Source organism: Cohnella hashimotonis (genome assembly GCF_030014955.1).
Classification (GTDB): domain Bacteria; phylum Bacillota; class Bacilli; order Paenibacillales; family Paenibacillaceae; genus Cohnella; species Cohnella hashimotonis.
On sequence record NZ_JAGRPV010000001.1, the window covers coordinates 1,589,666 to 1,614,044 of the forward strand.

18 protein-coding genes and 1 pseudogene are annotated in these 24,379 nt (G+C 52.8%); 11 read left to right on the forward strand and 8 right to left on the reverse strand.

Annotation, left to right across the window (positions count from 1 at the left end; all coding sequences use genetic code 11):
* Positions 1-347: 347 nt before the first annotated feature.
* On the reverse strand, positions 348-1,241 hold the full coding sequence (locus KB449_RS06105; RefSeq protein WP_282907527.1) for an AraC family transcriptional regulator: 894 nt from the start codon (positions 1,239-1,241) through the stop codon (positions 348-350).
* Between the two features lie 228 nt (positions 1,242-1,469).
* Between KB449_RS06105 and KB449_RS06110 the strand changes: the two genes are divergently transcribed.
* Entirely contained in the window at positions 1,470-2,321 is an 852-nt protein-coding gene (locus KB449_RS06110; protein ID WP_282907528.1) for an aldo/keto reductase, read from the forward strand.
* A 127-nt stretch (positions 2,322-2,448) separates the two neighbouring features.
* Here the strand turns inward: KB449_RS06110 and KB449_RS36435 are convergent, their stop codons facing one another.
* From KB449_RS36435 to KB449_RS06120, 4 genes are all read right to left on the reverse strand, one after another.
* A complete protein-coding gene (locus KB449_RS36435; protein ID WP_350356212.1) occupies positions 2,449-2,547 on the reverse strand; it encodes a hypothetical protein in 99 nt (32 codons plus the stop codon).
* A 7-nt stretch (positions 2,548-2,554) separates the two neighbouring features.
* A complete protein-coding gene (locus KB449_RS36440) occupies positions 2,555-2,950 on the reverse strand; it encodes a GrpB family protein (protein ID WP_350356213.1) in 396 nt (131 codons plus the stop codon).
* A 275-nt stretch (positions 2,951-3,225) separates the two neighbouring features.
* Positions 3,226-3,636 (reverse strand): hypothetical protein, encoded by a 411-nt coding sequence (locus KB449_RS06115; protein WP_282907529.1) that lies wholly within the window; start codon positions 3,634-3,636, stop codon positions 3,226-3,228.
* A gap of 729 nt (positions 3,637-4,365) precedes the next feature.
* Positions 4,366-6,639: a helix-turn-helix transcriptional regulator gene (locus KB449_RS06120; RefSeq protein ID WP_282907530.1), complete on the reverse strand. Its 2,274-nt coding sequence runs from the start codon at positions 6,637-6,639 to the stop codon at positions 4,366-4,368.
* A gap of 235 nt (positions 6,640-6,874) precedes the next feature.
* Here KB449_RS06120 and KB449_RS06125 point away from each other — a divergent pair, with 235 nt between their 5' ends.
* The 7 genes from KB449_RS06125 (at position 6,875) to KB449_RS06155 (ending at position 18,314) form a co-directional block, all read left to right on the forward strand.
* Positions 6,875-7,855 (forward strand): Gfo/Idh/MocA family protein, encoded by a 981-nt coding sequence (locus KB449_RS06125; protein ID WP_282907531.1) that lies wholly within the window; start codon positions 6,875-6,877, stop codon positions 7,853-7,855.
* A gap of 128 nt (positions 7,856-7,983) precedes the next feature.
* On the forward strand, positions 7,984-8,889 hold the full coding sequence (locus KB449_RS06130) for an ABC transporter permease (RefSeq protein WP_282907532.1): 906 nt from the start codon (positions 7,984-7,986) through the stop codon (positions 8,887-8,889).
* Positions 8,890-8,908: 19 nt separating this feature from the next.
* On the forward strand, positions 8,909-9,775 hold the full coding sequence (locus tag KB449_RS06135) for a carbohydrate ABC transporter permease (protein WP_282907533.1): 867 nt from the start codon (positions 8,909-8,911) through the stop codon (positions 9,773-9,775).
* Between the two features lie 50 nt (positions 9,776-9,825).
* Positions 9,826-11,400 (forward strand): extracellular solute-binding protein, encoded by a 1,575-nt coding sequence (locus KB449_RS06140; RefSeq protein WP_282907534.1) that lies wholly within the window; start codon positions 9,826-9,828, stop codon positions 11,398-11,400.
* An 87-nt stretch (positions 11,401-11,487) separates the two neighbouring features.
* Positions 11,488-16,815, forward strand: a complete 5,328-nt coding sequence (locus tag KB449_RS06145; protein ID WP_282907535.1) for an S-layer homology domain-containing protein — start codon at positions 11,488-11,490, stop codon at positions 16,813-16,815.
* A gap of 318 nt (positions 16,816-17,133) precedes the next feature.
* Positions 17,134-17,475: a PadR family transcriptional regulator gene (locus KB449_RS06150; RefSeq protein ID WP_282907536.1), complete on the forward strand. Its 342-nt coding sequence runs from the start codon at positions 17,134-17,136 to the stop codon at positions 17,473-17,475.
* Positions 17,472-18,314, forward strand: a complete 843-nt coding sequence (locus KB449_RS06155; RefSeq protein WP_282907537.1) for a permease prefix domain 1-containing protein — start codon at positions 17,472-17,474, stop codon at positions 18,312-18,314. The genes KB449_RS06150 and KB449_RS06155 overlap by 4 nt, the downstream gene beginning before the upstream one ends.
* Positions 18,315-18,599: 285 nt before the next feature.
* Here KB449_RS06155 and KB449_RS06160 read toward each other — a convergent pair whose 3' ends face one another.
* The gene (locus KB449_RS06160; RefSeq protein WP_282907538.1) at positions 18,600-19,550 is read right to left on the reverse strand and encodes a LacI family DNA-binding transcriptional regulator; all 951 of its coding nucleotides are present in this window, start codon (positions 19,548-19,550) and stop codon (positions 18,600-18,602) included.
* A gap of 265 nt (positions 19,551-19,815) precedes the next feature.
* Between KB449_RS06160 and KB449_RS06165 the strand changes: the two are divergent.
* The 3 genes and pseudogenes from KB449_RS06165 to KB449_RS06175 all read left to right on the forward strand — a co-directional run bounded on the left by KB449_RS06165 (position 19,816) and on the right by KB449_RS06175 (position 22,560).
* A pseudogene (locus KB449_RS06165) lies at positions 19,816-21,000 on the forward strand (FAD-dependent oxidoreductase).
* Between the two features lie 157 nt (positions 21,001-21,157).
* Positions 21,158-21,595 (forward strand): Rrf2 family transcriptional regulator, encoded by a 438-nt coding sequence (locus tag KB449_RS06170; RefSeq protein WP_282907539.1) that lies wholly within the window; start codon positions 21,158-21,160, stop codon positions 21,593-21,595.
* A gap of 92 nt (positions 21,596-21,687) precedes the next feature.
* Positions 21,688-22,560, forward strand: a complete 873-nt coding sequence (locus KB449_RS06175; RefSeq protein ID WP_282907540.1) for an SDR family oxidoreductase — start codon at positions 21,688-21,690, stop codon at positions 22,558-22,560.
* Positions 22,561-22,681: 121 nt separating this feature from the next.
* On the opposite strand, the gene KB449_RS06180 is transcribed toward KB449_RS06175, so the two are convergent.
* A complete protein-coding gene (locus KB449_RS06180; RefSeq protein WP_282907541.1) occupies positions 22,682-23,275 on the reverse strand; it encodes a GGDEF domain-containing protein in 594 nt (197 codons plus the stop codon).
* 279 nt (positions 23,276-23,554) lie between these two features.
* Positions 23,555-24,175 (reverse strand): PDC sensor domain-containing protein, encoded by a 621-nt coding sequence (locus KB449_RS06185; protein WP_282907542.1) that lies wholly within the window; start codon positions 24,173-24,175, stop codon positions 23,555-23,557.
* Between the last annotated feature and the right edge of the window lie 204 nt (positions 24,176-24,379).

The window sequence follows — 24,379 nt, forward strand, 5'->3', positions numbered from 1 at the left end:
GTATCTTGCGCGATTCAACGCGTCAAATCGCTTCGGCGCCGTAGGACCAGCAGGTAGACTCGTTTGCTATAGGGAATATGAGCGGCACGCACGTCAAACACCGTCAGGGCGATAATCCTGACGGTGTTTGAACGTCCATCGCGCCTCGAGGCCATCAACCCGCGATTTACACTTAATTTGATGGTGCTACGCTGACTTTGAATCGCTAAATGGTCAGACTTGGAATAATAATTTTTAGACTGATCCAAATATTAAACCAGCGACGGTCAAGGACCTGAAAAATAAAGTCCTGGACCACCGCCGGTTTTATTGAACTAAAGTCTCCCGTTAGTTTAACTCCCTCTAAATCAAGTTTTCAAGCGTTTTACATCCTGTCTAGGCGGTAAGCCATACATTCGGGAATACTCGCGGCTAAATTGGGATGGACTTTCATAACCTACCCGAAATGCTACATCTGTGGCATCTGCCCCTTCGGTTAATAGTAAACGCCGTGCCTCCTGAAGTCTTAGTTGCTTTTGAAATTGTATTGGGCTCATCGCAGTAACTTCTTTAAAGTGTCGATGTAGCGTAGAAACACTCATATTAGCAATGTCGGCAAGTTCTTCAATTCGTTGTGATCGTGAAAAGTTGTTTGTCAGGTATAAAATTACATCGTTGATTTGATGAGCGGAACTACCCATAATCGCTATTTGCTGGAGCGCCCTTCCATGCTTACCTTGCAGAACTCGATATAGAATTTCCTTTGTATAGAGTGGCGCGAGCAGCGGTATATCATTTGGATGATCCATTAAACGCGCTAGCCTAAGGGCTGGATCGAGTAAAGGTAGATCTATCTGGCTTACATACATACCACGCTTAGCATTTTCCTTTGAACCTTCCTCGATATTTGAGTCGCGTATAACCTCTAAAATTTGATCTGCAGTAAATTCGAGAATATAGCCTAAATACGGTTCATTGGGTGTAGCTTTAGTGATTTTGGCGATAACGGGTAGATGAACAGAAGAAATTAGATAATCAGATGGGCAGTATCGAAATCGTTCCTCTCCGAGTAAAACCTCTTTCTCTCCCTGAACGACAATACAAAAAGAAGGGGTATACATTCCATGGTTAGTTACAAGCGCATTGGAATCGCGAACAAAACGTAAGAATGGGATATCGGTTTGATAAACGCCGTCCTTTTCCGAATATCGAGTAATAATGCCGGCCAGTTCTTGTTGCTGTTTTGCAATGACTTCAGACATTGGAACAATCCCCTTCTGCCTTTATTGTAGTTGAATTATAGTCGACTTCAGGAGCGTTTATAAGTGTCATGGGACGATTAGGCAAACATTTGACATGATCGGGATAACGGTCGCCTTTCGATTCAGTGCATAATAAGTATGTGGGAAGGGAAGAGATTCAAGGATGCTGAGCGTAGGCTTTCTTCAGTAGTGTGGAATAAAGTTCATAAAATTAACGGAGGATTTCATATGCAAAAAGTTGTTTTGAACAATGGTGTAGAGATGCCTGTACTCGGTTTTGGTGTTTTTCAGATAGCGGATCAAAATGAATGTGAACAAAGCGTTTTCGACGCCATCGCGGCAGGCTATCGGCTAATTGATACTGCGGCTTCTTATATGAATGAGGAAGCAGTGGGTAGAGCGATTAAGCGGAGTGGCGTGGCACGAGAAGAACTGTTTATTACGACAAAGCTTTGGGTGCAGGATACTGGCTACGAGAAAACTAAGAAGGCATTCGAGCGATCGCTGGCACGGTTGCAGCTTCACTACCTCGATCTATATTTAATTCATCAGCCTTTTGGTGATGTACATGGTTCTTGGCGAGCGATGGAGGAGTTGTATCACGAGGGAAAAGTCCGTGCAATTGGTGTAAGTAACTTTCATGAGGATCGTTTGATCGATATGATTATTCAAAATGAAGTTACGCCGGCCGTTAACCAGGTTGAAACGCACCCGTTTAACCAACAAATCGACAATGCAAAATTCATGAAGGAAAACAATGTTCAGATCGAGTCCTGGGCACCATTCGCTGAAGGGAAAAACGATCTTTTCCATAATGAGGTATTGGTGTCCATAGCTCAGAAGTATAATAAATCCGTTGCTCAAGTGGTTTTGCGTTGGATGACGCAACGAGAAGTTGTTGTAATACCAAAATCTGTTCGTAAGGAACGAATTATTGAGAACTTCAACATCTTTGATTTTGAATTAACCCAGCAGGACATGGAGTCGATTGCTAAGCTGGATACAAAAGAAAGCCTGTTCTTCTCGCATCGTGACCCTGCGATGGTAAAATGGATCAGTGAACGTAAGCTAGAAATTTAATCTCCATACTTTCCCTTAAACAAAGAGCAGGTAGGCATGTCTATCGCCACCTGCTCTTTAAGCTCTAACACACCGTTTGTTGAACAAATCTGCCCATTAGGAGTGTACAGTATGATCTCTAACGACATCATCTCCAACCGGCCCGCTGAAGTATCTCTGTCACAAAATCGCTTTTAGCATTCGTGTATGCCGAACGGTCGTAACTGAAGCGTTTGGCAAGTCCCAATTTTAAGTCACTGTATCTTTTGGCGTCTTCGAGATGGCCTCACAAAGCGAAAAAGTATATGTCGCTTATATTCCACATTGTCCACTGTACATACGTACAGGTGATGCCAAACGACATCGTCGGGAGGAATAAAGGCCTCTCGTCCATTAGCCCCTAAATCACCTTCATGGACATAGCCTAGAGTTGCGAGTCTTTGGATAGCCGTGTGCACATCTTCTTGTGTAGAGACCACTACGTCCATATCGACAATAGGCTTTGCTGCTATTCCTGGAACCGATGTACTACCAACGTGCTCAATTGTGATAATAAGGTCATTTAATACCGGGAGTACAAACTCCCTTAGCTCTTCAAATGTCCGAATCCAACCAGGGTCGTACTCAACAACTTTTAGCGTCAAGCCCAAGCGATCCCCTCCAGACTATTTATCATTATATTCCGGGTAATTTGTATAATACATACAATTTTCTGAACAGCCTATTGGAACACTAGGCAGGATTATTCCCCATTTTATCATGATTCCATTGAGCAAAACTGCCCTTTAGCTAATGAAAACGACAGCTGATCTTTAGATCTGCTGCCGCTGTGTATGCTTGTGCTACCGTCTGCCGTCAACTGAAACCTTATCTAAGTGATCTAGATGCAGGTGTTAGCCAGTTCAAATGTTTTATGTATTCAGCTTCAGTTCTGCTTGCTCCTAAAATACTCTGCTGTTTCATGAATTTCATCATTTTCTGAGAATAATCCTCGATCAATAAATACTTTTAATAATTCTGGGGCTACCTCTCGAGTCACTTCTAGTAATCTAATGTATTGCCATTCGTCCGCCCAATCAATACATCTAATAGCAACTTCAGAATAGTATTGTGTCAACCACTTGGGTGGTATTTTCTTCATACTGTCTCTTGCTAAAGTAATTACAGTTATGTTCTGACTCTCGCAAGCATAATTAACAAGAACCCCCAGCAAGTTCATTCCAATTTCACTTGGCATTTGGTCGAGGGTTTTTAGACTTTCATAGGCATCCGGTAGTACTTTGTTAAGCGCTTTGCGTAACTGTAACTCGTAGGGATCAACTGATGGGCTGTCCATTATTATTCACCTCCGTAATCCACTGGTAAGACCTTGAACTGACAATTGGCGGTTTCACTGTCGTACTTGTGTTTAACGACATCAAAGCAGCTACCTTTTCCACACTCCCTTTAGGAGTAAACTTACAATAATTCTTTAATGTATGTACTTCATTGCCAACCTTTAGCTGAACTGCCTGCCGGATCCTGCCGGCAGGCAGCGTAGCTGAACCATCGATCCTCGTTAGGCATAATTTTCGAATGGTTTCTTAAATAGGTTTGTCAACGGCGCGTACCCCTGTATTTTTTCATCAGGTTAAAAACCAAGTAAGCAACACTTGTACAGAGCAAGAGAATTCTATCAAGTTTTAAATTAAGCTCGGTATTACTTCCGCTGAAAATATAATCATGGTAAAAGAAATGATTTTCGAGCGTAAAAGAACGTCCTGAAGCATCCAATCATTTAACGTTAATGAATTGAATTTGTTGCGTTAAACTGCTCGTTAGGCTGAATGTCAGCTGCCGCTCTGCAACGGTCTATACTTTAATTTTCAGTCTCACACGTTATTTCATAGAACGCCCGCGTAATCCCAGTTCCTTATACAAATGCCCGTCCAGGTAATCGTGCAAATAAAACCGCGAGCGCAAGTAGTGCTCCGCCATATCGGCCGGCTGGAACGTTCGGAGCACCGTCTCCATGCGCGGCCGGACCTTGTCGAGTCCCGTTCGGGTGATCCGGTAGTGTCTTTTACTAATTATGACTTCTCCTGAACTCGCTCGGCGTAAGCCCCGTGTAGCGCTTGAACACGCGGTTGAACGAGGCGACGGTATAGTAGCCGACGAGCGAAGCGATCTCCTGGATGAGCAGATCGGTATCCCGCAGCATCTGGCTGGCTTTGTTGATGCGCACGGTCAGGATGTAGTCGCTGAGATTCGTGCCCGTCTTTTCCTTAAAGTACGTGGACAAATAAGGTCCCGTGATGCCCAGCTTGCCCGCGATCGCGTCGAGCGAGAGATCGTCGCCGAAATGCTCCTCGACGTATTCCATGACGAACTTCGTGATGATATCGGTCTCGGATTTCTTCGCGCGCACGGCTTCGGCCGACTTCGCGAGGAACTTCCCGAAGAACGCCTTGTATTGCTCCAGCGTGTAGCAGCTTTTCAATTGATCGTAGGGCGATCCGCCTTCGGCGAAGGTCGTGAACGATATATTTTGCGCGTACAAAATTTTGATCGTGCGATTGACCACGTCCTTGGCGAAGTCCTGAAATTGATGGGCGAGCGCGCCCGCCCGCGCGAGCTGGTCGAGCAGCTGGTTCACGAGCGGCACCGTCACCTCGTCGCAGCCGGCCTGCAGGTTGGCCGTAAGCTCCTGCTCCTCGGAAGGCGCCGGTATCATAAGCGAAGGCTGCGGGATCCATTCGCCGATGACCTGCACGTCCTCGCCGAGCCTGCGCTGCTTGACCAGATCGAGGACGTCCTGGTACGTCTCCGCGAAGTCGGCGGAGTGGCTGCGGACCGGGCTGATCGCGATCGTGAAGTTGCAGTACGGGATGTCCGTACCCAGCATGCGGACCAGTTCGTCCATATTTTCGCCTTGCAGGCTCGCGCCGCGATCGTTTTTGACAAACAGGATCGTCAGCACCTGATCCTTCTCCAGCTGGAAGGTGAGGGAATCGTCGTACCGGCTGGAGAAATGCGCGTCAATCAGCTCTTTGTACATGTTGAAGGCGCGTAGGGGCGCGTTCGCGATCTCCTTGGCGAAGCGCTCCTTGAATTCGATCTGCGACAGCACGAGCCGGTAATGCGCGTCCGAGTCGACGGTCACCGGCAGCTGATCGACGCCGCCGTGAATCTTTTTCAGCTTCTTCATATAAGCGAACTGCTGCAGCAGGTTGTTTTTGGCGAGCAGGTCTTCATGATATTCTCGGTTGGAGCGCGACAGGTCGCTTAACGTGTCGTGCAGCAGGTTGAATTCCTTGATCCGGCTCCCCTCGCCCGCGGGGACGCCGACCGCGCGCAGGGACTGCACGGAGCGGATCATGTTCGCAAGCGGATTGTGGAACCGCTTGGAGAACCAATACGACACAGCAAGGCCGATCAGCACCGACAGGACGAGCAGCGCCAGCATGATCAGGTTCAGCCGGCGAAGCTGCGCGGCCAGTCCTTTGTCGGGCACCATCTCAAAGTACGTAAACCCGGTCTCCCCGCCGGTCCGATAGAAGTAGTAGCTGTTGTCGATTTTTACATAGCCCTTCCCGGTCTTCCCGGCGATCTCCGTCGGAAGCGCGACACTGTCGTCGGAAGAATAGAGCGCTTGCCCCGCGGCGTCGACGATAAAAAACGTGCTGCTCGGCTTGGCCTGGTGAAAAGCCGTATAGATGCGGTCGCCGTTCAGGAAAGCGATGAAGGCGAAGTCGCGATCGTAGCCGTTTTTGACCAGAATCGGCATCAGCGTCCCGAGCGGCTTGCGCTCGAAGGGCGTGACGGAGGCGAACGAAGCGGCGGGATACACTTTGAAGCTAACCTCGCGGTCCATCTCGTGCCGCCAAAAATCGGCCGTATACGCCGGTTCATAATAAAACTTCGAAAACATCGTATCCGCGTCGCGCGTGCCGTCCCGGTCGATTATGAAGTCGTCGCCGCGGAAGTAATAGACGATATTGTCCAGGTAGAGCGAGGTGTTGTTCAAATCGTGCGCCAGCGACTTCTGCACGTCGACGACGACGTCGTACCGCCTCATCGGATCGCCGCGCTTCAAGATTTCCGTGTCGTTGTCGAATAGATAGCCGAGCATAAAGCTGCGAACCAGCTTGATATGTTTCTCGTAATTGGCGGCCGTCGCGTTCAGATTTAGGCTGCTGTTCAGGATGATCTCGTCCCGGATGTTTTGCCTGAAAAACGTGAAGGCAACCCAATTGATGGAGACCAGAAGGAGAATGATCGCGATGAAGCTGCCGAACAAGGTGTAGAAAAGAGACATCTGATTTTTGGCCGTCCCCCGGAATCGCGCCGTCCATTTCATCCGATTACTCCTTTTTAACAATTTCGTCGATCGAGCTTTACATAAAACTGAGTATAGCCCCGTGTCAGCTTTACTCTCAATACTCATCGCTTCGGAAACTTATCCTTTCTTACGATCAACCGCAAATACGCCCTTCTTTTTAAGATTCGACAAGAACCGTAAGATTCCCTGATGGCGAGCCCCTCGCCGCGCTTGCTATGATGACCGCATTCGAATGGAGGAGGCGGTCTTACAAATGGGATATCGCGTGGCCGTGATCGGAGCCGGCATCATCGCAGGCTCGCATCTGAAGGCGATGCTGGGCAGAGATGACCTCGCGCCCTGCGCGGTCGCTGACATTGCCCTGGATCGGGCGAACGCCTTGGCGGCAGAGCACGGCATCCCGTCCTACGCGGACTACAAAGAAATGATCGAAAAAGAACGGCCGGATATCGCGGTCGTCACCCTGCCTCATTTTTTGCACAGGGAAGCCGCGTGCTTCGCCGCCGCCCGAGGCTGCCATATCATGCTCGAGAAGCCGATGGCGATGAGCGTGAGCGAATGCGACGAGATCATCGAAGCCGTGTACGCCGGCGGGGTCAAGCTGATGGTCGGCCACACGCAGCATTACGACGCGGCCAATCTCGCGGCCAAGGCCTGGATCGACGGCGGCCGGCTCGGACGACTGACGATGATTAACGACAGGCGCCACCAACGGTACGACACGCCAACCAGGCCGGCATGGTTTTTCGAGAAAGACAAGGCCGGCGGAGGCATCCTGACGAATCTGGGTTCGCATTCGATCGACAAGATCTTATGGATGACTGGCGAGAGAATCGCGAGAGTGACGGCAAGCATCCGCTATGCGGATATGAGAGGGGATATCGAAGGGGGCGGCTCGGCCTTGCTCGTGACCGAATCGGGCATACCCGCGACGCTGTCGCAATCGGGCTACCCGGGCGCCGTCGTCGACGAGACGGAATTCCGGTTCACGGGCGGCTGCATGAAGCTGCTGACGGGTAGAGGGCTCTGGGTAAGCGACGGAGGCGATTATGAGCAAGTGAACGTGCCGCCGCAGCCGGACCCGTTCGTCCGCCAGTTCGAGGACCTGATCGGCGCGATTCGCGACAACCGCGAGCCCGAATGCTCGATGGCTTACTCCCGCAGCGTCGTGGCAGTCGTAGAGAGTCTGTACCGCTCGCATGAACGAGGGGCGGAAACGGAGGTCGAACGTTAAGAAGCTTCGCGAATGTAACGAAAACCGAAGAAATGCGAGGTTTCCGCATATCGCATCATTGCGCCGCCTTCGGAACATTCATTAAGCTAGGCGGCATAGACACATCGCTTCAGACTGGAGGGTCGCAAGTGGCGTTATTCCGATTGAAATTCAATAGAAGCAAGTACCTGCTGCTGCTCTTTTTGCCGGCGCTGATCTACTACATTCTGTTCAAGTACGTGCCGATGTTCGGCATCCTCATCTCGTTCAAGGATTACAACCCGTTCAAGGGGATCTGGCAGAGCGACTGGGTGGGACTCAAGTATTATTCGATGTTTTTTCACAGTCCGGACTTCCCCAAGCTGCTGAAAAACACCGTCCTGCTCGGCGTCTACAAGGTCGTCTTCGGCTTCCCGGCCCCGATCATTCTGGCGCTGCTGCTTAACGAAGTGAGGAAGGGCGTCGTCAAGCGGCTCGTGCAGTCGATCAGCTACCTGCCTCACTTCATCTCGAACGTTGTCGTGGTGAGCATGATGTTCCTCTTCCTGTCACCGACAAGCGGCCTCGTCAACCACTTGATCGAATGGATGGGCTACAGTTCCGTCAACTTCATGCAAAACGAGAACTATTTCCGCACGCTCTACATCTTGTCGGAGATCTGGCAGCATATCGGCTGGGAAACGATTATTTATCTGGCCGCGCTCAGCGCCATCGATCCGCAGCTGTACGAAGCGGCGACCGTGGACGGAGCGAGCCGTTGGCATCAGTTGCGCCATATTACGGTACCCGGCATCATGCCGGCGATCGTCATCCTGTTTATCCTGAACATCGGTCACGTCCTCGACATCGGCTTCGAAAAGGTGTTGCTCATGCTCAATCCGTCGATCTATTCGACCGCGGACGTGCTGAGCACGTACGTGTTCCGGACGGGCATCCAGGCGATGAACTACAGCTACGGTACCGCGATCGACCTGTTCACGAGCGTCGTTAACCTGCTCTTCATCCTCACGGCGAACTGGATCAGCCGCAAGACGAGCGAGACGAGCCTATGGTGAGGAAAGGAGCGAACGCGTCATGAAGCCTAAATTCGGTCTATTCGATGTCATTTTGTATGTCGTGCTGTTCGCCGTCGCCGCGTCTGCGCTGTATCCGTTCATTTATATGATCGCGGTCTCGCTCAGCGGCACCGTGCCCGTGCTGAAGGGCGAAGTGTTCTTCTGGCCCAAGGAATTCAACCTGAACACGTACGCGGCCGTCTTCGACAATCCGGAGATCGGACGCGCCTACGTCAATACGATTATCTATACGGCGATCGGCACGGCCATCTCGCTCATCGTCAGCGCGGCGGGAGCTTACTCGCTCTCCAAGCGTGATATGCTGTTCCGCAACGGTTTTATGGTCATGGTCGTCATTACGCTCTTTTTCAGCGGCGGCATGATCCCGACCTTTCTCGTCGTCAAAAGCTATCATCTCATCGATACGATCTGGGCGATGGTACTGCCGGGCGCAGTCAGCACGTGGAACCTGATCGTCATGCGCACGTTTTTCTCCGGCATGCCCCAGGAGGTGGAGGAGTCCGGCAAGATCGACGGGTTGACCGACATCGGCATCTTTTTCCGGCTCGTGCTTCCGCTGTCCAAAGCGATTCTCGCGACGATCGGCCTGTTCTACGGCGTCGCCATCTGGAACAACTTTTTCTCCGCGCTGCTCTATCTGCGGGATGCCGACTTGTTCCCGCTGCAGGTCATCGTTCGCAATATGGTGCTGCAAGGCTCGGGCGGCGCCAATGGCGCGGGCAACATCGGCGGCGACAGCATGATCGTCGACGAAGCGCTCAAGTACGCCACCATTATCGTGACCACGGTTCCCATCCTCTTGATCTACCCGTTCCTCCAGAAGTATTTTGCCAAGGGGGCGCTCATCGGGTCGGTCAAAGGTTAACATACAGACATGGGAAAATTCGATCGGAAAACAGAAAGTGAGGGGCAACAATGAACAAAAAGACAGCAGTCGTATTGTCCGCGGTCATGGGCGCGAGCGTCGTGCTCGGTGCATGCTCGAAAAACAACAACGAAGGGGCGAGTCCGTCGCCGTCCGCCTCGGCCACGACTTCCGCAAGCGCAGGGGCCAGCGCGTCCGCCGCGCCGACGACGATTACGCCGCAAACGTTCACGTTCCTGGATTACAGCAATCCGAGCTGGCCGTACGACGCGAACTGGAAGATCTGGTCCTATATCAAGGAGAAGACCGGCGTCACGCTCGACATCCAGCTGCCCGCGGGCAATCTGCTCGAGGACGCGATCAGCCTGGCCATCGCCGGCGGCGACATGCCCGATATCATGTGGACGCAGGAGAAGCGCCTCGCCGACAAGTTCGGCCAGCAGGGCGCGCTCGTCAACATTCTCGACTACGTCGACGACATGCCGAACTTCAAAGCCTGGATGGAGAAGTACCCGGCCGAGACGCAGAACATGCTGTCCTCGGACGGCAAGATGTACGAATTCCCGAACCAGGGGCTCGGGGAGTCGAATCGCCGGACATGGATGTACCGCGAGGACGTCTTCAAGAAGCTGAACCTGTCGACGCCGAAGACGTGGGACGAGCTGTACGAGACGCTCAAAAAGCTCAAGGCGGAATATCCGGACAGCTACCCGCTTACGGTGCGCAACGGACTGCGTTACTTCGAGGACTTCGCGGCGGGCTTCGGCGTATCGGCGCCGGTCGACGCGCAGCGGGTGAGCGCTTATCTGGACGGGACGAGCGGCGAATGGAAGTACGCGCCGATTCAGCCTGCGTACAAGGACATGCTCGTCTATTTCAACAAGTTCTATAAAGACGGACTTATTCCGAAGGACTTCCTGACGATCGATACGAAAATGTGGCAGGACATCGTGTCCACGAACCGCGCGTTCGTCACGCTTGACTACATCGGGCGGATCGACTTCTACAACAGCGCGCTGCGCAAGGACAATCCGGACTTCTCCATGAACTTCATGGCGCCGCCGGCGGGTCCGACCGGTCTGCAGAAGAACGCGTTTACGGCTGTCACGGAAGAAGGCTTCATGATCTCCTCCAAATCCAAGAAGATCAAGGACATCGTCAAGTTCATCGATTTCTTCTACTCCGAGGAAGGGCACAAGCTGGTGAGCTGGGGCAAGGAAGGCGACACCGTCAGCGGCGACAGCTTCATCGAGAAGTACACGGACATCTCGGACCTGCGCAAGAAGACGGGTCTGTCGACCGACGGCACGTACACCTGGTTCGACTTTAACGCCCACATCTCGGTCTCCTCGCCGGAACTGAAGTCCGCCTACGAGCAGGCGCCGCAGTACGACAACGCCAAGACGTCGACGCCGCCGTTCACGCCGGAGGAGCAGCAGGTGCTGAGCACGAAGGGCGATTCGCTCAACAGCCACCGCGACGAGAACTTCGCGAAGTTCATCATGGGCACGCGCAGCTTCGATACGTGGGACAAGTTCGTCGAAGAGCAGAAGAAGCTCGGCTACGAAGAGATTTTAGAGATATACAAAAAAGCGGACGAGCGCGCGAAGGCGGCCGTGAAGTAAGCAAGCAGCAAAAGGAAACATCGCAAGCCCCGTTGGTCGAATCGGCGGGGCTTTGCCATACCCGAAGGCGCGAAAGGAAGGTTCTGTATGACACTTCTCAAGTTGAAAAAGAAGCTGGCGGCCGCGATGGCCGCGCTCCTGCTCGTCTCAAGCGCGCTCGCCGCGCTGCCGCCGAACGAGGCGGATGCGGCCGGCGGGGACGACTCGCCCTTGATCGTTCCTTATTCGCAGCAGCTGAACGCCATGGATTCCACGACGAACGTAGCGGGCGACACGGTCGGCACCGCTGGCGTCGCCCTCGTCCCGAATGCCGATCCGACCTACATCAAGGAAGGCACGGGCTCAAAAAAGTGGCTGCTTGCAATCAACGTAGATGCCGCGAATCCGACCGCGTACATCGCAGGCGCGGCACTGATTTATCCGAAGGCCGCGCCAAGCGTCGATCTGAACGGCTACGGCACGTTCAAGTTCTGGGCGTACAACGTGAAGGCCCGGACGGGCGATCAGGCGGACAAGCCGATCCAGCTCCGGTTTTTCATGAAGGGAGACAGCGAATATTATTATTACCGGCTGCCGCTCGATTGGACGGGATGGAAGGAAGTCGAGATTCCGCTTGACGTCGTCAAGACGCAGAAGAGCTCGGCCAATGTCAAGGCGTGGGGGCCGCTCGACTACGTTCGTCTAGACCAGGCCGGCGTCGGCGGCACGACGCTCGATCCGAGCTTAAGCATGTATCTCGACGACTTCCGCCTGACGGGGACCGGCGAAGTATATCCGGCTGTCGCGGACAAGCCTTCAGGCGAATACGTCAACAAGACGACGGTGACACTCTCGAGCGCGACGAAGCCCTCGACGCTTGCGGGCGTTTACTACAAGCGGGTCGGCGTCGACGACGATTTTCAGCGCTATTCAGCGCCGCTCGTGCTGACCGAGAATACGACGCTTGTGGTTAAATCGTCTCTCGCCGGGACGGACAGCGCGGAGACGACCTATAACTATACGTTCGTCTACCGCGACTTCGTGGAAAACGTGACGGCCAGCCCGTCCGCCGGCACGTACGCCGAACCGAAAACGGTTGCCTTGCGTTCGGCGACGGAAGGCGCGGCAATTTATTACAAGATCGAGGGCACGGATGCGGACTTCAAGCCTTATACGGCGCCGCTGCCCGTCGATCGTTCGCAGACGATTACCGCCAAGGCGGAGTTCGAAGGCAAGGTCAGCGAGGAGACGCGCTATGCGTACGACATCGATCTGTCCAGCAGCTCGAGCCTGCAAATCGGCAATACGGAAACTTTCGCCGGCTGGACGAACACCGTCCCTGCGGCCGAGCCTGCCGTCATGGGCGGCTTCTCCGGCCGCTGGCTCGATCCGACAACGCCGATCGACGTCACGGACATTACGAATGCGCCCTGGCAAGCGAACGACCAGCTCGAATTCTGGCTGTATTCGGACCGCTTGTCCAACAAAAAAATATACGTCATCGTCAGCACGCCGGACGACGCCAATCCGGGCAACGAATATTTCATGAGCTCCTTTTTCGTCGATTGGCAGGGCTGGAAGAAGATCGAGCTGCCGTTTAACAAATTCCTGAATTCCAACGGCGGTGCGAAGCTCGAGAATATCCGCAAAGTCATCTTCCATCCGCGGTGGTACGATTCGGATCCGGTATCGAGTCCGGACGACAAGCTGTACTTCGACGCGATGGCGCTCGCCAAAAACGCGGTTGAGCCGTCGATCCGGCAGATCGACAAGAGCGCGCTACCGGGCAGCGAGGTTCACTACGCCTTTTCGTTGAAAAACATCGGCGGCGCCGATACGGCTTATGCGCTGTCGCTGAAAACGCCGATGGGCGCGGGTTATGGGACGACGTTCCCGGCGACGACCGCGGTCGTGGCAAACGGCGCCGAGACAGACGTCGACTTGTTGGCGACCGTGCCGGCCGCCGCGCAAGCGGGCAGCGCGACGAAGGCGGTCCTGAACGTCCATCCGCTCGCGGGCGGCAAGGATACGACGATCGAACTGAATCTAAAGGTCGGCGCGCCGAGAACGGCGACGAAGCAGCATCCATACGTGATGCTCTCCGGAGATCAGCTCGCCGAGGCGAAGGCCAAGATTCAGGAGTATGGCTGGGCGGCGGATTACCTGGCCGCGATCCGGATCAAAGCGGACGAATGGGTGAATAAATCCGTATATTACCCGTCCAAGCCCGGCGGAGAGAGCACGCTGTACGTGTGCGGGGACACGCCGCTCGTCTTCGATTACGACAAGCCGCACGAGCACAGGTGTCCGACAGACGGCACCTGGCTTACGGGCGACGACCTGGACGCCGCCTGGCGGTTCACCGCCCACACGGTGAACATCGAAGCCGCGCGCAATCTCGCGCTTGTCTACGCGTTGACCGGCGAGACGAAGTATGCGGCGAAGGCCAAGGAGATACTGACGCATTATGCGGCGCTGTATCCGAGCTACCCGCTGCAGCCGCTGAACGGCAGAATCTACTATCAATCGCTCGACGAAGCCGTCCAGATCATCGAGCTGGCGCATGCCTACGATCTGATCGAGCCGAGCGGCCTGCTGACCGCCGCCGAGAAGTACGACATCGAACAAAACCTGTTTGCGCCTTCGGCGAAGACGCTGCAGGGCTACGATGTCGGCAAGTCCAACTGGCAGACGTGGCACAACGCGGCCATCGGCACGATCGGGGCGATTCTGGAGGACAAGACGCTGATGGACTTCTCGGTAGATGGCCGCAGCGGCTTTAACTTCCAGATGAACAACAGCGTGCTGTCCGACGGATTTTGGTACGAGGGAGCGATCGGGTACCATTTCTACGCGCAGTCCGCGTTGTTCGACCATGCGCAGGCATTGCTCGGCATGGGCTACGATTTATTCGCCAACCCGAACTTCAAGAAAATGTACGACGCGACGCTGCAGTACGCGTTTCCGGACCTGGGCATTATCAACGGCAACGATTCCGGCAAGTACCCGACGAGCCTGGCGGCGCCGGGACGGGTCGTGCCGATGGACTACGAGGCCGTCTACGCGCACTATGGCGATCCGGCCTACGGCGCGCTGCTGAACAAGCTGTATGTGGACAAAGGACGCGTGCGCGGCGGATTCGTCGTGCCAGGCAATACGTCTTCCGGCATTGCCGGCGAGCAGGCGGTTTTCTATGGCGCGGAGGTTATCCCAAGCGGCGGATCGCTGTCAGCGGAGAGCATGAACTTCACCGGACTCGGCCATTCGGTGCTGCGCGCCGGGGAAGGCGAAAATCAGCTGTACGCGCTCGTCGATTACGGCTTGCACGGCGGCTACCACGGGCACCCGGACAAGCTGCACCTCGAGATTTTCGGCCAAGGCGAGCGTCTCGCGCCGGATCTCGGCATTCCGCCTTACAGCAATTCGATGTACGAGTCCTACTATAAAAAGTCGTTCGCGCACAATACGGTGCTGGTCGACGGGGATACGCAGCAGATTCCGACCGTAAACGGCGCGGAGACGTACGAGCCGACGAAGCTGTTCCTGCAGTCGGGGCCGCTCGGCATCATGACCAATACATCAAGCAAAGCCTACGCGGGTATGGATCGGTACGAGCGCACCGTCGCGGTGACGAAGGACTACCTGATCGATCTGTTCAGCGTCGCCTCAGGCACGGAGCGCCAGTACGATTGGGTGCTGCACGGCATGGGCGACTTCCAGGCGGACCAGGCGATGGCGCCGTATGCGGGTCCGCTCGGCACGAAGGATGCATACTCCTTTTTCCGAAACGGCAAATCGCAGACGGTGGCAGGTCAGTGGGAGGGCGCTTGGAAGCTGCCGTCCGGCAACGGGCTGAAGCTGTTCAGCCTGACCGGCACGCCGTCCGCGCCGACGCAGATCATCGTGGGCGAAGCGCCGGGACCGGGCAATGCGACCGACGTCTACACGCCAACGCTGGTGAACCGCGTCCAGGCGAAGAGCGCGCAATTCGTCAGCGTGCTGGAGCCGTACGCCGGCGAGAGCGCGATCGCCTCCGTTGGCAGGACGGAGGACGGGCGGATCCAAGTGAAGCTGAAGGACGGACGCGAGCAAGTCTTCTATTATAATGCGAATGCCGAGACGGCAGGCGCGCTGCAATATTACTTTGTGGACGGGAAGGAAGGGACCGCGGCGCAGGTGCGGCCGGAGGCGAGCTTCGCAGGCGGCGTGCTGGATCTTGCTGCCGGCGATGACGGCGCGTTCGACAGCCTGACGGCCGTCGTGTATGCGCCGGGCGCGACCAAGGTCCGCTGGAACGGCGAGGAGATCGCCTTCAAGTCGGACAACGGTTTCGTCATGGCGAGCGTGCAGGCGAAAGACGAGCCTGAGCCATCGACTTCGCCGTCGCCAACGCCGACACCGACACCGACACCGACACCGACACCGACACCAACTTATGTGCCTTCGCCGACGCCATCGCCGGCCAAGCAAGCGGAAAAGCAGGTGCAGCCAGGCGAGGCCGTCTCGCTGTCGCTTGGCCAGGAAGTTACCGTATCCGTACCGGCTGGCGCGTTGAACCGGCCTGTGACCTACAAGATCGTCAAGCTGGAAGACGCGGCCTTCATCGCGCAGCTGCTGAAGGATAGCGATCCAGCTGCCAGCGCGATCTACGAGATCGACAAAAGCGAGTCGGGCAAGTTCGCGGTGCCGATTACGATTCGCTTGACGTTCGATCCGGCCAAGGTCGGCGATGGCCGGAAGCCTTCCATCCATTATTACGACGAGTCGAAAAAGCAATGGATCGAGATGGGCGGTACTGCAAGCGGCACCTCCGTCGAGGTCACATCCGACCATCTCACCAAGTTCGCCGTATTCGCGGTGAACGCATCGCCGGTCTCGATATTCGCCGATACGCAGGGGCACTGGGCGAGCGCCGACATTCAGACCGCTGTGAAGGCAGGTATCGTGAAGGGCTATGAGAACGGCACCTTCAAGCCGAATCAAAGCGTCACTCGCGCGGAGTTCAGCGTCATGCTGATGAACGCGCTGCAGCCCGAAGGGCAGGCCGGCGCCGTGCCGGACTTCGCCGACCGCGACCAGCTTGGCGACTGGGCGGCGGAGGCCGTCGCGCAGGCGGTCAAAGCCGGCATCCTGCACGGCTACGACGATCGCACGCTCCGCCCGAACACCGGGCTGACCCGCGCGCAGCTCGCGGTCATGCTCGCAGCCGCGCTGGGCAGCGATCCCGCCTCGGATCCTGACGCCGCGTCCGCCTTCACCGACGCCGCGCGCATCCCGTCCTGGGCGTCGAGCGCCGTGCGCGCGGTTCAGGCGGCGGGCCTCATGAAAGGCCGCGCCGGCGGCCGCTTCGAGCCGGGCGGAACCGTGACCCGCGCCGAAGCGGCGACCGTCGCCGTACGTATAATCGAGCTCTTGAAGGTGAAGGGGCGTCCATAAGGTCGCCGTAAAAAATGCCGCTGGCGCCCGTATCGGGCTGCCGGCGGCATTCTTAGTATCCCGAGTGATTTAAAAAAGGTAAAATTAAAAACCACAAATTGCAGCAAAAACCGCGACAGCCTTCGTTAAACAAATGGAAAAAGACACTTCAATTATGCAGCCTGCCAGTAGATCCGGCGGGCTGTTAAGTTAACTGGCAGGATAGTTAAATCATTGGTGCTAAGAACTTTTTGTTACAATACCTTGCTATATAGAGTATTATGCTATATAAATATAATACAAGTTATTTCCAAGTTTGTGAGACGTGGAGGTGTACATGTGGAAGTAAATAAAGAGGTATTAAAAGGTCATATAGACACGATAATACTTTCCTTGTTGTGCAACAAGGAAATGTACGGTTACGAACTTGCCAAATTAGTTAGAGAAAATAGCAAAGAACAATTCGAATTGAAAGAAGGCACGCTTTACTTGTCACTGAAGCGGTTGGAAAAAAACGAGTGGATATATTCCTACTGGAGTGACGAGCAAGGACCTGGTGGAAGAAGGAAATATTATAAAACCACGCCATCGGGCGAAGAAACTTTCCAACAAAAACTTTCGGAATGGCGGTTCATCAAAGGGATAATCGATTCATTTTTGGAAGGGGAAGATAAGAAATGAAGAAAGTCGAAGCATTCGTGGATTCTGTTTATCAAAACGCAGTAGGAAACAAAAGAGAAATAAAAGAATTAAAAGCTGAAATGAGGAGCCACCTTCTGGAAGCAATTCATGAATTGAAAAAAGAAGGAAAACCAGAACAAGAAGCAATTCAGCTCGCAATCGAACGTTTTGGTGGAGAACAGGAAATGCGTTATGAAATTTCTCAGCTTTACCACAAACAAAAGCTCTTTGCAAAAGGGCTGTTATTTACAGCCATAGCGGTACTTTTAGTCGCTATATTCTCGTTTCAATTCCTGTATCAACGAGATTATTTGAGCAGTCATGATTTTCCGCATCGCATGAATGAGAAGATAATTGGCGTTCTAAACGACCACGAATCCATCACGGAAGAAGTCAAAAAAGAAGTTGAGTCTATCATGCAAAGCAATAAGAGAGTCGACAAAATGGAAATTTACTATACGAAAGGTTCTGATGGAAAACCGTTAGAGGGAACTGAATTATTTAATTATTTGGAAAACGCAAAACCTATTTATTCATACTCTGAAGATGTTGATACACCAAGATGGCTATGGGCTGGGTATTATCGCGGCGGTAACGGTATGGGAAACTGGTTTATTTACACGTCGGCATTCGGTTATTACGTAATATCCATTTTAATTCTGGTATTGGGAACCACTCTTTATTGGGCTTTATTCACAATCTGGGCAATTGTCTATGCTTTCCATACGACAAAGAAAGCGAGCGTCTTATGGGTGCTTATTTTCTTGCTTTTTAACATCATCGGTTTCGCGGCCTTCCTTTTGACTAATAAGAGGATTTCCAAACGTATTCAAATCTAATTAATAATTATTTGATTAGGGACGGGAATTGAAAATGAAACGTAGAGACTCTTAAGCTCCTAACGGGAGACTTTAGCTTCCCAGGACACAGCGGCAGCCGGCCACAGCTATCAATATAGATGACCTAAGAATATCAACTAGACAGTTCAACTAGCGTTTCGAGGCCCGGGTAGCCAAGTCAAGTTCAGACCCGTGTAAACAGGTACATGGCGCTCCTCATTGTCAGTCCTCCGGATAGCCGCATCATCCTTGACGTCATTGGCCGCGAGGAGTATGCCTTTCTTTTCAAGTCATGCCGTTCGCCGCTGCCACGGAAGCACCCTTCAGAAAAGAACCAGCGAGCCGCACATGCTCGAACGGCAGCTGAGGATTCGCAATACGGCGCAGCATCAGCTCCGCCGCTCGCTCCGCTGCCTCCTTTAGGAGCAGCACAGGCCGCGCAATGTCGGGATAGAGCGGATGGACTTCACTGTCCATCCTGATCACCGACACGTCGCCCGGAACGGACAGCCCCGCCGCCTGAAGCGACGCCATCGCCCAGGTCACGTCCTCGTTAACCGCGCAGACGATCGCCGTAAAATCCGACTCTCTTAGCCTCGCGCCAAGCATCCCCGGGCTTTCCGTACGATTCGCCGCGATATCCGTAATATGCTCGTTCGGCTGCAGCGGCAATCCGAGCCGACTGCACGCGGCCTGAAACGACTGCCAGCGCAAGCGGAAGCCTCGCTGCGCCTTGATATCGCCGATGAACAGGATGTGGCGATGCGCGTACGCGACAAGCAGGTTCACCGCCAGATGGACGGCGTGCTGCACATCCCAAATGACACTGTCGACCTCCACGGCATCCGGCGGGTAATTGATCATCACCTTAGGCAGAGGAAGATGGAGCAGCGCCGCCTCAGTCCAATACGGCAGCGCCGGAGACAGAAACAGCCCGTCCATATAAAGCACCCCGCTCCGCTCAAGCCATTCCTGCGAATCTCGTTCGCCAACCAATCTTGCGGGGATAACGAGCGAGACAAGGTGATGCCCGAGCTCATGCAGCCGCCGATCGAGCCCCTCGACCTGCAGACTGTAAAAAGGCCCCTCACCCGCCATCACCGTGGCGAACCGGCGGGGCTTCCCCGCACCGACCCACGGAATCTGCTCGGCGGACAGACCGGCGGCTTGCGCCTTTGTCCGATAGCCGAGCTCCCGGGCGGCTTGCCAAATATCCCGGCGAGTCGACTCTGACATGCCAGGCAGTCCCCGCAGTGCTTTGGACACAAGCTGAGACGCTCTGCGATCGTTTGCAGACTGATTTCTTTTTTGCGAGGCATGCCGCTCTCCTCCACGCGCTTTTTCCATTAATGTAACAAAAGTGAAACTATAATGAAACCCGTACCTCTCCTATAATGAAGCCAAATCGAGGATTGAAAGGATGGAGATGGCGGTGAGTATACATTCGTCCGTTCCGCTTCAACGTGCTGTAGAAATATACGACGAGGCCGATATTGTCGTAGTGGGAGGAGGGCCTGCGGGCACGGCAGCGGCCATTAGCGGAGCTCGCTGCGGCAAAAAGGTCGTACTCCTCGAGCACTCGGGACAGCTCGGCGGCATGGGGACTTTGGGGAATGTTAGCGTATTCATGGGCGTCGGGAATGTGACGGGGATATACCGGGAAATGGTGTCGGAGGTGTTGCCGGATCACCTGCCGCAATCGCACGAGGGCTCCATCTGGCCGCAATATTCGCCGTTCGAGCTGCGGCATTATCTCAACACAAAGCTTGAGCGGGAAGGCATCAAAGTTTACTATCATACGAGCTTCGTCGCTGCCGCGATGGTAGGCGATACGGTAACCGGGGTGATCGCGAATACGCGCCAGGGGCTGAAGGCGTTCCTCGGCCGGACCGTGCTCGATTGCACCGGCGACGCCCGTGTGGCTCAGGACGCCGGCGTGCCCATTCGCACCGGACGGAGCGAAGACGGGCTGACTCAGCCCATGACGCTCATGTTCATGATGCAAAACACCGGTAAGCCGGTGAAGCCATATCTGCCCGACGACTGCTACTACTACGAGACGGTCGATGAACTCCCGCAAGGCCGCCATTTGTATTGGGAGCGCAACGGCAATGGCACACTCCTCGTTAATATGACCCGGGTCAAAGGCAACGGCGCCATGATCGAGGATATTAATTTCGCGGAAAAAGAATCCCTTCGCCAAGTATTCTCCGTGGCCAACTACTTGCAGCGCCACGGCTTCGAGACGTATGTGCTGTCGCATGTGCCCGGTCAGGTCGGCGTCCGGGAGACAAACTAGATCGAAGGACGCTATACGTTGACGGAGAACGATGTGACGGGCGGCCGGCGCTTCGAGGACGTCGTGGCGCAGACGAACTACGAGATCGATATACACAGCCCGGACGGGCGCAAAGGAACAGACGAACGCCACGTAAGCGGCTACGATATCCCGTACCGCTGCATGTTACCCGTTAGCGTGAATGGCTTGCTGGTCGCAGGGCGTTCGATATCGGCCACCCACGTCGCCATGTCATCGATGCGCATTCAGGCCACGTGCTACGCGCTCGGTCAGGCCGCCGGTATCGCGGCCGCATGTGCCATCGATGACGGCGTGGACCTCGCCCAGGTGCCGATCCCTAGACTGCATGAGCGAATGCAGGAGCAAGGCGTTAAGTTTCTAAAGTAGGACGAGAAGAGAAGAGCGCCAAGGAGCAGGCGCAGCTCCCGGCGGTCTTTTTGCTATGGGTGATGCGTATGGGCTCTTACGGATTCGTAGAAGTTCTTCATCTTCAAATGTTGACAATAATAAGCTGTGTAACTATTATAGTTACATAAAGAAGGGGGTGAGCGAAGTCAAAATCAGCACCAGATTCTCTGTAGCGATTCATATACTGAGCATGTTGTCGATAGGTAAAAATACGATTTGTACTTCTGAGCTGTTTGCGAGCAGTGTAAACACAAATCCGGTAGTTATTCGTCGAATAACCGGTATGTTGAAAAAAGCAGGCTTTATTAATGTGAATTTAGGTTATGGGGGAACAACGCTTTTAAAGCCAATTGAGCAGATAACCTTGCTTGACGTATATCGGGCGGTTGATGTTGTGAAAGAGGGGCACCTGTTTCAGATTCATGAAGATACAGAACTGTCGTGCATTGTTGGAGCTAATATTCAAAATGTTCTTGCGATTATATTTAAAAAAGTTGAAATTTCTATGGAAGATGTTCTCGCTAGCTTCACTATACAAGATATTGTAAATGATTTATTAAAAAAGGCACAGTAAGATTAAAGCCTTTTTTTAGATCACTATGTAACCGAAACGGTTCCAGTTACATTAAAGCGAATTACACATAAAATTTCAAAGGAGAAATTAAAATGGGTAAAATACTTATCACTGGAGCAACAGGTAATCTCGGCATCAGGACACTAGATCTTCTTCTTCAAAAAGTTCCGTCAAATCAGATCGCTGTATTGGTACGTGATCCGGAATCTGAAAAGATAGAAAGATTTGTTAAGGAAGGTGTAGAAGCTCACCAGGGCGACTATTTTGATTATAACTCCCTTTTGCGAGCCTTTAATGGTGTTGAAAAAGTGATGCTCATTTCCGCGGTAGCATTTACCGACCGCAATACACAACATTTCAACGTCATCGCGGCTGCAAAGCAGGCTGGGGTTAAACAAGTGATCTACACGTCGATCATACGAAAAGAAAATTCAAATCTTATTTTGCCCGAAGTAACGATGTCAGACTTATTTGCTGAACAAACGCTTAGAGCATCCGGATTAGACTATACCATTCTGCGGAATCCACCGTACCTTGAAACCTTGCATTCGTTTTATGGAGATGCGCTTAAAGTTGGCGGCGTGCGAGTACCGGAGGGTTCCGGTAAAGTAGCCGCTGCATCTCTGGATGATTTGGCGGCAGTCAACGTGGCTATTCTCACCCAAAACGGGCACGAAAATCATACATACAATCTAAGTGGCAGTGAGGGAAGCTCTTTTGCAGACATCGCTGAAGCCCTCACGGAGATAAGTGAGAAAAATATCGCTTATGAGACCCTTAGCGAAAATGATTATCTTGAAGCCATGGGCATGCCTGCTTTTACAAATGATTTCTTATTAGGTTGGGTGCGAGCAGTCAACACTGGAGAATTCTCGGAAACGTCCGGGGATCTTGAACGTCTAATTGGCCGAAAACCAATGACATATAAGGAGTTCTTTAAAAAACAAATATCCATTTCTAAATAGGAAGATTAAAAGCTGTTAGTGCGCCTGGGAAAAAAGGCAACATCGTTTTGAAATTTTAATTGCTGGCTCCTGCGGCGCTGGTTACACCCTTCAGGGAACCAGCGCAGTTTTTTAAATGAGATCAAGATGTTTTTAATCTGATGGCATCGTAGAAGGTAAGTCGGTTTTTCCCGGAAATTTTTGATGCATAGAGAGCATCATCGGCTGCAGCTAATAATTGTGCCGGGTCTTGTGCCGTCTGTGGCCAGAAAGCCGCACCGATACTGCATCCAATATGGATGACACGGCCATTAAAAATGAATGGATCATTTAACAATTTAATCATTCGATTAGCCACTGTCGTTGTTCCATCTAAAACGGTCTCCGGAGAGAATTGGAGGATGGCAAGGAATTCATCTCCTCCAAGACGTACAGCCATCTCACCTTCTCTCAAACAGGAGACTAGTCGATGTGCTACGTTTTTTAGTAATTCATCGCCTGTTTGATGACCGTACGTGTCGTTTACACGTTTAAATCCATCCAGATCGAGGTACAGGAAAGCCAACGCACTTTCGGACTCCTTTGTTTGAGAGATTGTGTCTTCTAGATACGAATCCAGTGCGTTTCTGTTAGGTAGGCCGGTTAGGTGGTCATGGTTAGCTATTGTTTCCATCTGATCAAGTGCACGTTCCGTGCGGGTAAGTTCGCTAACAAGACTCTGCAGAGATTTTGACATGATCTCTATATCCTTGATCCCTCGATGCTGTGGAATCGACACACTCTCGCCATTTCGTAATTGATCTGCAGCACGTGTAATTCGTTTCAGCGGAACGGCGATAAAGCCCTAACAAACCAGTTGATCAAGGTGAAATAATAGATGCAGCAGCACAGATTAACAATAGCCGTTCTTTGAGAGTTGAAACCGGTGCGAATGCGTTATCGACCGGCTCACGAACGATCACGGTCCAACCAAGCCCTGGATAATCCAAATAACCATCGCCATAAGCGAATGCGGTCAAATAGTTATGACCGCCGGCCATTTGACAGTGGCGTAACTATTTTTTCCTTCTTGGGCGGCAGATAGCCCAGGGATGTCCAATCGTGTACCCACCATTTGTTCTGGACCAAGAAGGATTGTATTATCATTCTTGCTCACAATGAAGATATCGTAATAGCTGTTTCGGTCCATTAATGGCTGAAGGATCGATGCACTTACTTCCTTGGACCATTCCCAACTCAAATGTGTCGCAAGCACACCAACCGTAGCTCCAGAATCATCGGTTACTGGGATACTGATATCGACGAATTCAAGCGGATCACCGCTTGGATTGGGAAGCAACTTTGCCAAAAGAACGGCTTCATGAACGTCACCAATGAAGGTTCCTTTAATCCCATTTTGAAATACCGGACGTTGTGCTACATTTTTTCCTTTTAAGATGCCGCCAGTCGAGGCAATAACATTCCCTTTAGAGTCTGTAAATCCTACCCAGGTGAAAGAGGGAATGTGAGTCTGCAAACTTTCTAGAACACGTTGAATGGCAACAGGATCACTCGGATTGTTAATGACATCGAGCGTCCCTACTACGTTAATTTCGCCGGCACGTGACCACATATAGTGGTCGAGTTTTTCCGCCATCTGAAAGGAGATTTCAGTCAGCGATTTACCGATCTCATTCTTAATTGCAGAACAGAACTTGTATGATTAGAGATGACCATTGTGAGTATCGTTGAAAGCATGATGATAATAACGGCTGACTTGACTGAAAGTATGGTTCGTAAATTAAGTGACATTGTTCAAGCCTCCTGCAAAAACTATCAGCTATAACCAATAGGAATTTAA